Origin of the sequence: Edaphobacillus lindanitolerans (assembly GCF_900156305.1) — a bacterium.
In the GTDB taxonomy this organism is placed as follows: Bacteria; Bacillota; Bacilli; order Bacillales_A; family Planococcaceae; genus Bhargavaea; species Bhargavaea lindanitolerans.
Map to the genome: position 1 here is coordinate 86,994 of NZ_FTPL01000002.1, position 12,228 is coordinate 99,221.

The 12,228-nt window shown below is 56.3% G+C and carries 15 protein-coding genes; 14 read left to right on the forward strand and 1 reads right to left on the reverse strand.

Annotated features, from left to right (window positions below; genetic code table 11):
* The first annotated feature begins 157 nt into the window (after positions 1-157).
* The 7 genes from B0B07_RS06505 (at position 158) to B0B07_RS06535 (ending at position 6,930) form a co-directional block, all read left to right on the forward strand.
* Entirely contained in the window at positions 158-2,050 is a 1,893-nt protein-coding gene (locus B0B07_RS06505; protein ID WP_076757603.1) for an ABC-F family ATP-binding cassette domain-containing protein, read from the forward strand.
* Positions 2,051-2,071: 21 nt separating this feature from the next.
* Positions 2,072-3,205, forward strand: a complete 1,134-nt coding sequence (locus B0B07_RS06510) for a conserved virulence factor C family protein (RefSeq protein WP_076757604.1) — start codon at positions 2,072-2,074, stop codon at positions 3,203-3,205.
* A 3-nt stretch (positions 3,206-3,208) separates the two neighbouring features.
* Positions 3,209-3,643, forward strand: a complete 435-nt coding sequence (locus B0B07_RS06515; RefSeq protein WP_076757605.1) for a BrxA/BrxB family bacilliredoxin — start codon at positions 3,209-3,211, stop codon at positions 3,641-3,643.
* Positions 3,640-4,422 carry a class I SAM-dependent methyltransferase gene (locus tag B0B07_RS06520; RefSeq protein ID WP_076757606.1) on the forward strand — a complete coding sequence of 261 codons (783 nt, stop codon included), beginning with the start codon at positions 3,640-3,642 and terminating at the stop codon, positions 4,420-4,422. The genes B0B07_RS06515 and B0B07_RS06520 overlap by 4 nt, the downstream gene beginning before the upstream one ends.
* A 290-nt stretch (positions 4,423-4,712) precedes the next feature.
* Entirely contained in the window at positions 4,713-5,291 is a 579-nt protein-coding gene (locus tag B0B07_RS06525) for a YpjP family protein (RefSeq protein WP_076757607.1), read from the forward strand.
* A 177-nt stretch (positions 5,292-5,468) separates the two neighbouring features.
* Positions 5,469-6,413 carry a thymidylate synthase gene (locus tag B0B07_RS06530; protein WP_076757608.1) on the forward strand — a complete coding sequence of 315 codons (945 nt, stop codon included), beginning with the start codon at positions 5,469-5,471 and terminating at the stop codon, positions 6,411-6,413.
* 28 nt (positions 6,414-6,441) lie between these two features.
* Positions 6,442-6,930 carry a dihydrofolate reductase gene (locus B0B07_RS06535; RefSeq protein WP_076757609.1) on the forward strand — a complete coding sequence of 163 codons (489 nt, stop codon included), beginning with the start codon at positions 6,442-6,444 and terminating at the stop codon, positions 6,928-6,930.
* A gap of 153 nt (positions 6,931-7,083) precedes the next feature.
* On the opposite strand, the gene trhA is transcribed toward B0B07_RS06535, so the two are convergent.
* A complete protein-coding gene (gene trhA / locus B0B07_RS06540) occupies positions 7,084-7,713 on the reverse strand; it encodes a PAQR family membrane homeostasis protein TrhA (protein ID WP_076757610.1) in 630 nt (209 codons plus the stop codon).
* 172 nt (positions 7,714-7,885) lie between these two features.
* Here trhA and B0B07_RS06545 point away from each other — a divergent pair, with 172 nt between their 5' ends.
* The 7 genes from B0B07_RS06545 to deoD all read left to right on the forward strand — a co-directional run bounded on the left by B0B07_RS06545 (position 7,886) and on the right by deoD (position 12,218).
* On the forward strand, positions 7,886-8,725 hold the full coding sequence (locus tag B0B07_RS06545; RefSeq protein ID WP_076757611.1) for a DegV family protein: 840 nt from the start codon (positions 7,886-7,888) through the stop codon (positions 8,723-8,725).
* A 66-nt stretch (positions 8,726-8,791) separates the two neighbouring features.
* On the forward strand, positions 8,792-9,601 hold the full coding sequence (locus B0B07_RS06550; protein WP_076757612.1) for an SGNH/GDSL hydrolase family protein: 810 nt from the start codon (positions 8,792-8,794) through the stop codon (positions 9,599-9,601).
* Positions 9,602-9,615: 14 nt separating this feature from the next.
* Positions 9,616-10,191 (forward strand): YpmS family protein, encoded by a 576-nt coding sequence (locus tag B0B07_RS06555; RefSeq protein ID WP_076757613.1) that lies wholly within the window; start codon positions 9,616-9,618, stop codon positions 10,189-10,191.
* Between the two features lie 12 nt (positions 10,192-10,203).
* The gene (msrA, locus tag B0B07_RS06560; protein ID WP_076757614.1) at positions 10,204-10,731 is read left to right on the forward strand and encodes a peptide-methionine (S)-S-oxide reductase MsrA; all 528 of its coding nucleotides are present in this window, start codon (positions 10,204-10,206) and stop codon (positions 10,729-10,731) included.
* A gap of 3 nt (positions 10,732-10,734) precedes the next feature.
* Entirely contained in the window at positions 10,735-11,172 is a 438-nt protein-coding gene (gene msrB / locus B0B07_RS06565) for a peptide-methionine (R)-S-oxide reductase MsrB (RefSeq protein ID WP_076757615.1), read from the forward strand.
* Between the two features lie 27 nt (positions 11,173-11,199).
* The gene (locus B0B07_RS06570) at positions 11,200-11,418 is read left to right on the forward strand and encodes a YozE family protein (RefSeq protein ID WP_076757616.1); all 219 of its coding nucleotides are present in this window, start codon (positions 11,200-11,202) and stop codon (positions 11,416-11,418) included.
* A gap of 95 nt (positions 11,419-11,513) precedes the next feature.
* Positions 11,514-12,218: a purine-nucleoside phosphorylase gene (gene deoD, locus B0B07_RS06575; protein WP_076757617.1), complete on the forward strand. Its 705-nt coding sequence runs from the start codon at positions 11,514-11,516 to the stop codon at positions 12,216-12,218.
* Positions 12,219-12,228 lie beyond the last annotated feature (10 nt).

Below are 12,228 nucleotides of genomic sequence, written 5' to 3' on the forward strand. Positions count from 1 at the left end.
GGACTGTCCGGAGCTCACTTGAAACCCTGCAGCCTGCGAGGCCTGCCCGTCAGCCCAAATCCCCTGAACTTCCAACATCGGTGCAATACAGCCGGATGGTCTATCATGCTGCTTTCTTGTATGATGAAAGGGTACTTATCGGATTGGAAGTGGGAATATGAGCCAACTCATCGTGTCGGACCTGACGAAGACAGTCGGGGACAAGACGTTGTTCAAACAGATCAATTTCACAATCACCTCCGGGGACCGGATCGGGCTGATCGGCGTGAACGGGACGGGAAAATCGACGCTGCTCTCAATCATTGCCGGCGACCTGTATGCGGACGAGGGGACATTCGATCATCCGAATGATTACCGGATCGTCCACCTTCCGCAGGATCCCGTGCTGGATCCCGGTCTGTCGGTGCTCCAGACGGTGTTTGCAGGGGACTCGCCGCTCATCCGGTTGAACCGGGAATACGAAAATGCGCTGAAGGAACTGTCCGATTCACCGGATTCCCCTCAAGCCCAGGAGCGGTTCGCTGCGCTTCAAAACCGGATGGATGCGGAAGGCGGCTGGGATCTCAACGCACGGGCGAAGATGATCCTCTCGAAGCTCGGCCTCCCGGACACGGATGCCCTGGCCGGAACCTTGTCGGGCGGCCAGCAAAAGCGTGCGGCACTGGCGCATGTACTGCTCGAGCCGGCGGACCTGCTGCTGCTGGACGAGCCGACGAACCATCTGGATGTCACATCGATCGAGTGGCTTCAGGACTATTTGCGTCAGCTCGGCAGCAGTCTCCTGTTCATCACGCACGACCGGTATTTCCTCGACGCGGTGTCCACGCACATCTACGAGCTGGCAGACCGGACATTGTACAGCCACCGGGGCTCCTACTCGGATTTCCTGGAGGCGAAGGCGCTCCGGACCGAACAGGCGGTGGCGACACGGGACAAGGACCGGAACCGGTACCGCAATGAACTCAAATGGATCCGGCGCGGGGCGAAGGCCCGGTCGACAAAGCAGAAAGCCCGGATCGGCCGGTTTGAAGAGCTGTCCGAAAAAGTGAAAAAGGAACATGAACAGGATCCGCTCGACCTGTCGCTCATGACGAGCCGTCTCGGCAAGAAAGTGCTCGAAGGAGAGCGGGTGACGAAACGGTACGGCGGCCGCACCGTGATCGACGACTTTTCATTTCTCCTCCAGGGAGGGGACCGGATTGCCGTGATCGGGCCGAACGGAGCGGGGAAGTCCACGCTCATGAACATTCTGTCCGGACACACGGTCCCGGACAGCGGGGAACTCCTCAAGGGTGAGACCGTCCGGATTGCCCATTTCACGCAGCATCTTCCGGAAATGGACGAAGGCCAGCGGATCATCGAATATGTGACCGAGGCCTCGAATGACATCGCCCGCCGGGACGGCGCGCGGTATTCGGCCGTCCAGATGCTCGAACAATTCCTGTTCCCGTCGAACGTCCACGGCACCCTCATCGGCAAGCTGTCCGGCGGAGAGCGGAAGCGCCTGTATCTTCTGCGGCTCCTGATCGAGCAGCCGAACGTGCTGCTTCTCGATGAACCGACGAACGACCTGGATCTTGAAACCTTGTCGGTCCTTGAAGGATTCATCGATACCTTCCCGGGTGTAGTCGTCACGATTTCCCACGACCGGTTCTTCCTGGACCGGACCTCGAGGAAACTGTGGATTCTGGACGGCTCCGGTCTTGTGAAGCAGGAGATCGGCATTTATTCCGATTATCTTGAAAAAGCGGGCGCTCCCCAGATTGCCGCATCGGAGAAATCTGCGCGTCAGAAATCGGATGAGTCCGTGCCGGAAAAGCCCAAGAAGAAAAAGATGACGCTCGGCGAGAAAGAGGAATGGGAAGAAATCGCCGGTAAGATCGAAGAAGCGGAACAGGCCATCATGGAAGCAGAGGAAGAACTCGCGGGTGCGGGTTCCGATTACGGCAGGGTGAGTGAACTGTCCGCCCGTCTGGACGAAATCAACACTGAATACGAAAGGCTCATCGAACGCTGGTCTTATCTTGAGGATCTGGCCGGAGGGTCTTGAGGAACCATAGGAGGGATTGCATTGAAGATCATCACGATAGAACCGACGCCGAGCCCGAACTCAATGAAGGTCGTCCTTGACAGGGAACTGCCGTTCGGGAAGGCGTATAACTATAAGAAAGAAGAACTGGGCGATGCGCCGGACTTTATCCGTCAGCTCTTTGAAATCGACGGCGTGAAAGGGATTTACCATGTCATGGACTTCATCGCGATCGAGCGGAACGGCCGGTTCGACTGGGAGCCGATCCTTGCTTCGGTCCGAGCGGTGTTCGGGGAGGGCGCATCGGAAAGCGGGGAAGCCTCGGAAGCCGACGACCATTTCGGAGAAGTGTATGTACACGTGCAGGAATTCAAAGGGGTCCCGCTGCAGGTCAAAGTATTCGACGACCACGGAGAAGAGCGGTCCGCACTTTCCAAACGCTTTGTCGATGCAATGACTGCCGTCATGGAGGATGACGAGGAGAACTATATCCTCCAGAGAAAATGGGCCGACTACGGCATCCGCTACGGCGACAAGAAAGAGATCGGAGAGGAAGTCGTAAAAGAGATCGAGGCGGCTTACCCGCCGGAGCGGCTGGATGCGATTGTCCGGACGGGGAACGAGACGAAAGAGGCACCGGTTCTCGGACGCAGAGCGGTGACGCTGGAAGAATACCGGTCGGCGGATTCCTGGGAGGAGCGGTTCCGCCTGCTCGACCAGATGCCGGATCCGACGATGGACGATGTGCCGCTTCTCATGGAAGCACTTCAGGATGACAAAATGTCCGTCCGCCGGCTTGCGGTCGTCTACCTCGGCATGATCGAGGACCCGGCAGTCGTGCCGTATATCGGCAGGGCGATGGAAGACAAAAGTGCACCGGTCCGCCGGACTGCAGCGGACTCGATGAGCGACCTCGGATTCCCGGAATTCGAAGACCTGGCCATCCGGGCCCTGTCGGACAAAAGCAAGATCGTCCGCTGGCGCGGTGCGATGTATCTGTATGAATCCGGGACCGAAAAGGCGCTGCCCGCACTCCATGAGGCGGAGAACGATCCGGAATTTGAAGTGAAGCTGCAGGCGAAAATGGCCGCCGCCCGAATCGAAGGCGGAGAAGAGGCGAAGGGATCCATCTGGAAGCAGATGACTGAACTGCGATCCACGGCGAAAGGGGAATGAGAAATGGAAGCGTATGAAGCATATATGAAGCAGATGGCAGAACCGATGAGGAGGGAACTGACCGAAAACGGGTTCCGTGAACTCACGACCGCAGAGGATGTGGACGCCTTCATGGACAACGCGGAAGGCATATCGCTCGTTGTCATCAATTCGGTATGCGGCTGTGCCGCCGGTCTCGCCCGGCCGGCAGTTGTCGGCGCGGTTGCGGAACTTGAAAAGAAGCCGGACCATCTCGTGACCGTTTTTGCCGGCCAGGACAGGGAAGCAACAGAGACAATGCGAGGATATCTGCAGGACGTGCCGCCGAGCTCTCCTTCAATTGCCATCATGGAAGGCAGCATGCTCAAGTACTTTATCCCGCGCGAGCAGATCGAGGACCATGACCTCGAACAGGTGCAGGATCACCTGGCAGGCGCACTCCGCCAGATGATCGGGTGAACCGGCCGATCGTCACGACCGGCCAGCACCCCGACGGACGCAGTGAGGAGCTGGCCCGGCAGGCGGCGGGGGAAGTCGGCAGTGAATTCGTCCCCCGGAAAAAACGGTCCGTCCGAAAGCTCATGAACGACTACGGCCGTCCTGTTTTGGTGGCCGGCAAAGATCGCTTCGAATACCACACCGATCCGGACGTCCAGCCGCTGTTCTTCCATCCGGGACTTGCCGCCATCCGGATCAAGCGGCTCCGCGACGGCGGCCGGGACGTGATGGCCGATGCGTGCGGACTCAGGCCCGGAGATTCCTTCCTCGACTGCACGCTCGGACTCGGGACGGACTCCACGGTCGCTTCGTTCATTGCCGGCCCGGAAGGAAGGGTGACCGGTTGCGAGGCCGATCCGATCGTCGCCTATATCGTCTCGCGCGGCCTTGGGACGTACACGGATTCCCCGCCGGATGTGCTGGAGGCGATGAGGCGTATCCGGGTCTGCCGGGAAGAGTCCGGGGAATACCTCGGACGGTGTCCCGACAACAGCCATGACATCGTCTACCTCGATCCGATGTTCGAGGAAGCCATCACCGAATCCGCGGCGTTTGCGCCGCTCCGATCCGCAGGCGTCCACGGTCTTCCGGGCGATGAACTCTTCCGGGAAGCCCGAAGGGTCGCCCGCCGCCGCGTGGTCCTGAAGGCCCACTTCAAGTCCGGGCTTTTCGACCGGTATGGATTCTCCCGGATCGAGCGGCCGAACACAAAGTTCCATTACGGTGTGCTGGATGTGTGAGTTGTCCGGTGAACAACAGATCGGGAAAGAGAAAACCCGCCGGCAGATGCCGGCGGGTTTTTGGTATCAGTGTGTGAAGTTGAAGTAGCTCAGGTATGCGAGAAGTGCGAGGAAGCCGATTCCGATCCAAGTGCTTGCGTCCATCTTCTTACCTCCTTTAAAGAAACGAAGGGACTTTATGATGATTTCAATTGCTCAGCAACTATTGTACAATGAATGCAAGAATAAAGAAACCTCTACATCATCACTTCTCGGAATTGACACGAATCTGATTGAACGGGTGATCTAAGATGAAGAAATGGATCCAGAAATCGCTGATGATCGGAGTGGCGCTCCTTACACTCGGATTCATCCCGCCCAGCCATGAGATGTGGGACACACTCCTTGACGACGACAAAGGCCAACGTGAAATATCGGGGTCGGCCGTCCATGCGGAAACGCTGGAGACGCCGGTCGTCGAGGCCGAGCCGGCGTTCACCGATGTCGCCAAGCTTGCCGCAAAAGACCAGGCATATGAAAAGTTCGGCAAGCGGATCGGACCGGTCATCTCCGGTGAATTCGAGTCTGTGATCCTCCCGAAAATCGAAGAGGCGATCGACATGACCCTCGTCTCGCTCGGACCGGACATGGTGCGCGATCTCGCCATCACCGAACAGCCGGCCGGCGGGTACAGCGAGAAAATCTTTCACATTTACGACAAAGGTACCGGGAAGGACCTTATCCGGTTCCATGTCCGGACGGACAAGCGTCCGCTCGACGGGTATTTCTTCAATTTCCATTACCACACGGCGGAAGACGGCTTCAGCCGGCACATTGCGCTCGGCGACATCTACTGGTCGAAAAACACACCACCGAAATGGCTGTCCTGACCGACACAGCCGGGAACCTGGAAATCAGGCTCCCGGCTGTTTTTGATTAGGCAAAAAGATCGTCTATTGATAGAATGAAGGAAATCCTGTGAGATCACTCACCGGGCTTTCATCGAAACAAAGAACAGATCGGCGCTGGGTGCACAATGACCCGCGTCTGCAACGGAGGCCGACAGAATGGAACAGTATCTGCAGCTTTGCAGGAAGATCATGCACGACGGGACCGACAAAGGGGACCGGACGGGGACGGGGACGAGAAGCATCTTCGGTTACCAGATGCGCTTCACCCTGGAAGATGGATTTCCGCTCCTGACGACGAAAAAGACGGCATTCCGGCTCATCGTCTCGGAACTGCTCTGGTTCCTGAAGGGGGACACGAATGTCCGGACCCTCATCGGGGAGAACAACCGGATCTGGGATGAATGGGCATTTGAAAAATGGGCGGCGAGTGAGGAGTATGACGGTCCGGACATGACAGACTTCGGCCGCCGTGCCGCTGCCGATCCCGAATTCAAACAACTCCTTGACGAGCAAATGGATCAATTCCGGGCACGGATCCTGGATGATGAAGATTTTGCCGGCAAATACGGAGATCTGGGGCCGGTGTACGGCCGTCAGTGGCGCTCCTGGCCGGACGGAAAAGGCGGGACGATCGACCAGATCCGGAATGTCATCGAATCGATCCGGAGCCAACCGGACTCGCGGCGCCACATCGTGTCAGCGTGGAACCCGGCAGAGGTCGAGGATATGGCACTGCCGCCTTGCCACACGCTGTTCCAATTTTATGTGGCGGACGGCAGGCTGAGCTGCCAGCTTTATCAGCGGAGCGCGGATGTATTTCTCGGCGTGCCGTTCAATATTGCCTCTTACGCACTTCTGACCCATCTGATTGCCCGGGAAACCGGGCTGCAGCCAGGAGAGTTCATCCACACACTCGGGGATGCGCACCTCTACTCCAACCACTTCGACCAAGTAGAAGAGCAGCTGTCCCGCACACCGCGCAGTCTGCCCAACCTCGTGATCGATGCAGGGGACAAGAGCATCTTCGAAATGGAGACGGCGGACATCCGGGTCGAAGGCTACGATCCGCATCCGAAGATCAAAGCCCCGATCGCCGTGTGACCGTTTAAGCTGAAAAGGAGCGAGACCCATGATCTCATTCATCGTTGCGCACGACCCCGATCTGGTGATCGGAAAAGACAATCAACTGCCCTGGCATCTTCCGGGGGATCTGGCCTATTTCAAAAGGACGACGATGGGCAAGGCCATGATCATGGGCAGGCGGACGTTCGAATCAATCGGACGCCCCCTGCCCGGGAGGCTGAACATCGTTGTGAGCCGGAACGGCGACTATAAAGCGGAAGGGGCCGTCGTCGTCCACTCTGTCGACGAGGCCATCGCAAAAGCTTCGGATTATGCGCCCGAAATCATGGTGATCGGAGGCGCAGGTCTTTTCAGCTCCATGCTGGACCAGGCCGACCGGCTGTATATCACCTATATCCATCAACGCTTTGACGGGGACACCCACTTCCCGGAATACCGGGACGATTGGGCGCTCGTCTCCAAGTCGGAGATCGAGCAGTCAGACGACGGCACTGCCTATGACTACCGGATTTACGAGAGGAAGCACACGTTGTAACGGCGGCCTTCACTGAAGGACTCCCAATATCTGTCCGTCAGTCTGCCGTTGCAGCCGGTGTGCTGATTCACCGGAAAAGAAGCGTATGCGGATAACCGTCCGGGTACACCCGCACATACAGAAACACGGCCGCCTGAAGGGCGGCCGTGCAAGTCAGGCATAAAGCAGGACTGAGAAATACATTGCGGCGCTGCCGCCGATGACGAACAGGTGCCAGATCGCATGGTTGTAGGGAATCTTTCTCCATGCGTAGAAGATCGCACCGACTGTGTACAAAATGCCTCCGATCACGAGCAGTGTGATGCCGCTGTTCCCGATCTGGTCGTGAAGGGGGCGGATCGCAAACACGATCAGCCAGCCCATCACAATATAAAAGATGAGGGAGACCGCCTCGAACCGGTGGATGAAGAACACCTTGAAGAGGATGCCCAGGACGGCAAGCCCCCAGATCACGCCGAACAGCGTCCAGCCGAGCGCCCCGCCGAGAGAAACGAGAAGCAGCGGGGTATATGTCCCGGCGATCAGGATGTAGATCGAGGAGTGGTCCAGGATGGAAAAGAATCGCTTATATTTTTCGGGCATACTATGAAGCAATGTGGACATGAGGTAGAGGATGAGCATGGAAACACCGAAAATGGTAAAGGCGGTCACATGGAGCGCCGTCCCGCGTTCATTTCCCCTCAGGATCAGGAACACGAGTGCCGGAATGCTGAGGATGAACCCGATGCCATGTGTAACAGCGTTCCAAAACTCTTCTCTCCGGTTTTTGTAATCGAATGCCAAATAACTTCACTCCTATATTCCTTGACTCGGAACAAAACGGTCCGTCCTTTGCCCTCTGGTCGGTGGAAGCTGATCCGTCACGTTAGACCGGCTGGCTCACCGGGTAGAGAGGAAGGTAACTCATTATAGCACGATATCAATTTTACAGTTAAAAACAGGGAAGGGCGATTTCATGGCAACAGTGCACATCGTAACGGATTCCACCGCGGACATCGAAGAAGGGATTGCGGAGGCGTACGGGATACATATCGTTCCGCTTTCGATCCATGTCGGAGGTGAATCCTACCTGGACGGGATAGAGATTACACCGGAAGAATTCCTGGAAAAGATGAAGGCCGCGGAAGAATTGCCGAAAAGTTCCCAGCCGCCGGTGGGCGTGTTCAAAGAACTGTACGACCGGCTCGGAGAAGACGGGAAGCCGGTCCTTTCCATCCATATGACCGGAGGGATGAGCGGAACCGTGGAATCGGCCAGAGCCGCAGCCGAACTCAGCAATTCCAATGTCACGGTCATCGATTCCCAGTTCATTTCGTTCGCTCTTACATTCCAGGTCGTGGAAGCGGCCAAAATGTCGATGGAGGAAAAATCGCTCAGGGAAATCCTGGACCGCGTCGAAACGGTCAGGAAGAACACCGCGCTATTCGTCGTCGTCGATACACTGGAGAACCTGATGAAGGGCGGCAGGATCGGAAAAGGCAAGGCCATGATCGGCTCGCTTTTGAATATCAAGCCGATTGCCGCATTGAAAGACGGTGTATACACACCGGTCGGCAAAGCGAGGAACCACAAACAGGTCGTACGGCAACTGTTCGATCAGTTCAAGGAACACACGATCGGCCGGACGGTGAAAGGAATCGGCATCTCTCATGCCAACGGATTGTCAATGGGCGCTCCCTTGAAGAAACTGATCGAGGAAGCCGGCCATCAGGATATCAAGCTTATGTTTACATCTCCTGTCATCAGCACCCATACCGGCCCGGGAGCCATCGGCTTCATGTACTATTGGGATTAAGTTCGTCCTTGGCGGGGTGTCAGCACTCCCGCCATTTTTACTTCAACAAAGGGGAATGAGAGAGAAATGAAAAAAAGGATTGTCCTGCTTGCCTTGACTGTGATCCTTCTGGCAGGCTGTGCATCCGGTGGTCCGACCAGACCGTTTTCTTCTGCTCCTTCGCCGGGTTTCGGTGATTACGAAGTGCCGAGAACATTTGTACCGAGGACCGTCACCCTGGTCGGACTCGGCGATTCCCTCACACAGGGAGTGGGGGATGAGCGGAAGAGAGGGGGCTATCCGGGACGGCTCGCCGAAGAAATGAATAGCTGGAAAGGTGTCAAGGAAGTACAGATCGACAACCTGGCGAAGCGCGGGAGGAGAAGCGATCAGCTCGTTGCCCAGCTTAAGCGGGAAGAGATCCAGGAAGAAATCGGCAAAGCGGATATGATCACCCTCACAATCGGCGGAAATGATGTCATGAAAATCGTCAAGAATCATTTCTTTGATTTGAAGCCGGAACCTTTCCGCAAAGAAATCGATCCGTTCACAGAAAGGCTCGCCTCCTCGCTGTTCCTGATCCGGAAAGCGAACCCGAATGCGGTTCTTGTCGTAATCGGTCTTTACAACCCGCTCACCGTCGTCACGGATGAAGAAAGCGAGATGGACAGCATCATCACAGAATGGAATGAAGTGCTCGAGGATGCAGCAGCTGCGGACGGGCGTGCCTGCTTCGTGCCGGTCCAGGATCTGTTCGTCACAAATGAAGACCTTGTATATCACACGGATTTTTTCCACCCGAATGCGAAAGGCTATGAACGGATGACGAAAAGAATCGAGGAATCACTCGCGGACTGCGGTTTAAGTGAGCTGTCCGGAGGGGAATTGGAGTTTTGAGGAGATGATGCCGATTGAATAAGTGGAAAATCGCTTTCTTTCTGCTGGCTGCGCTGATCATCACCGGCGTGATCGCTCTCGCTGTCTGGATCAGCCGGCCGGCCACCGCGGTCGATATTCCGTCGGCACAGACCATGCAGAAGGAAGCAGACACGCTGACGGTCACAGCGACAAAAGAAGACCTTCAGGGCATCGCCAACACATATATTGCAAAGGCTATCGGCAACAACCGGATTCCGGTCGACCTTGTCATCGAGGATGACGTGCTGCTCGTTTCCGAACTGACCGTTTTTGCGGTCCGCCTGCCGGTGGTCATGCATTTTGATCCCGAAGTGATGGAAGACGGAAATCTCCAGCTGAAGCAAAAGTCTGTGGAAGTCGGAAACCTGAATATCCCGCCGACCACCGTGCTCAAACTGCTCGGGGACACCGTAGATCTGCCCGGCTGGATGATCGTCCGGCCGAAGGAAGAAGAGCTGTTTGTCGATTTGTCACGTCTGCCGGTTTCGGGAGATGTGAAAGTAAAGGCAAAAAAAGTGGACTTGAAGAACGATGATATCGAGCTGGAGATCCTGATCCCGCGAAAATAGGAGATGAATCGGATGGCAACGGAAAAAGCAACATTTGCAGGCGGCTGCTTCTGGTGCATGGTGAAGCCGTTCCATAAATACGAGGGCGTCCAGTCTGTCGTTTCGGGCTATACGGGCGGCGATGTCCCGAATCCGACATACGCCCAGGTCTGCTCGGACCGTACGGGTCATTATGAGGCTGTGGAAATCGGGTTCGACCCCGAGGTGATCACCTACCGGGAATTGCTGGACATTTTCTGGCGGCAGATTGACCCGACCGACGCCGGCGGACAGTTCTTCGACAGGGGTTCCTCTTACCGGACGGCCATTTTTTATCATTCGGATGAACAGCGGCAGATGGCTGAACAGTCGAAGGCGGAGCTGGAGGCGTCCGGCAGGTTCAAGAAAGGCATCGCCGTACAGATCCTGCCCGCCAAGCCGTTCTACGCGGCCGAGGAAGAGCACCAGAATTACTACCTGAAAAACCCGGCACACTACAACAGATATTTCGAAGGCTCCGGCCGGAAATCATTCCAGGAGTCCGCATGGAAGGAGAACTGAACGATGAAACCGAGCAATGAGGAACTCCGTCAGAAACTGACGCCGATGCAGTACAAAGTCACACAGGAAAACGGCACCGAGCCGCCATTCCGGAACGAGTATGACGCCCATTTCGAAGACGGGATCTACGTCGATATCGTTTCGGGAGAGCCGCTGTTCTCTTCCACGGACAAATACGATGCGGGCTGCGGATGGCCGAGCTTCACAAAACCGATCGAAAAAACCGAGGTGACGGAGCATTTTGACGAGAGCTTCGGCATGAGGCGTACGGAAGTCCGGAGCAAAACAGGTGATTCCCATCTCGGACATGTCTTCCCCGACGGACCGAGGGAAGCGGGCGGACTGCGCTACTGCATCAATTCCGCCGCACTCCGATTCATACCGAAAAGCCGGCTCGAAGAGGAAGGGTACGGCCAGTACGCATCCTTGTTCGATGCGTAAAACGGACAGAAAGGCGGTGGCTGACGGATGAGGCGGTCATTTTACCAATACCTCATGTCCCATCGCGGAGGGCCAAAAGATGATCCAAGATCCGCTTTTGCGGAGACCGCTTTCCTTGACCATGAGTTTCCGAAGAACGAAACGGCATTCGATGCTCTTTCACGCTATATTGAGGAGCGGGCGGACCCGGAGATGCCATCTTCGGTTTTCGACTCACTGTGGGACGACTATACAGAATCAGACTGAGGCAGGCGTCCGATGCGGATGCCTGCCTCCGGCATTGCGGAAGCCTTTAAAACGCGATATGATGGAAAAGAATTTGTGAAAGCGGGGTTTTATCGATGAGTGTACACATTGGCGCAAAAGCCGGCGAAATCGCCGACACGATTCTTCTGCCCGGAGATCCGCTCCGTGCAAAGTATATTGCGGAAACGTTCCTGGAAGATGCCAAGCTCTACAACGAAGTGCGGAACATGTTCGGATATACAGGCACTTACAAGGGCAAGCGGGTTTCGGTCCAAGGCACCGGGATGGGTGTGCCGTCCATCTCCATCTATATCACTGAACTGATGCAGGAGTACGGGGTGCAGAAACTGATCCGAGTCGGCACTTGCGGCGCGATCCAGAAAGACGTCAAAGTCCGTGATGTCATCCTGGCACAAAGCGCTTCGACCAATTCGAAGATGAATGAAATCATCTTCAAGGGAATCGACTATGCGCCGACTGCCGATTTCGATCTTCTCCTGAAAGCCTATGAGGCCGGCCGTGAGAAGGGCCTGCACCTCAAAGTCGGCAATGTGTTCACGGAAGACCTCTTCTACAGCGAGGATGCCGAACACGAGAAGTGGGCATCGTTCGGCGTTCTGGCAGTCGAAATGGAGACGGCCGCCCTTTATACGCTGGCCGCGAAAATGGGACGCCAGGCACTGTCCGTCCTGACGGTGAGCGACCATATCCTCACCGGGGAAGCGACCTCTTCCGAAGAGCGCCAGACAACATTCAATGAAATGATCGAAGTGGCCCTCGACGCCGCGATCCAGGAGTAAGCACGGATTG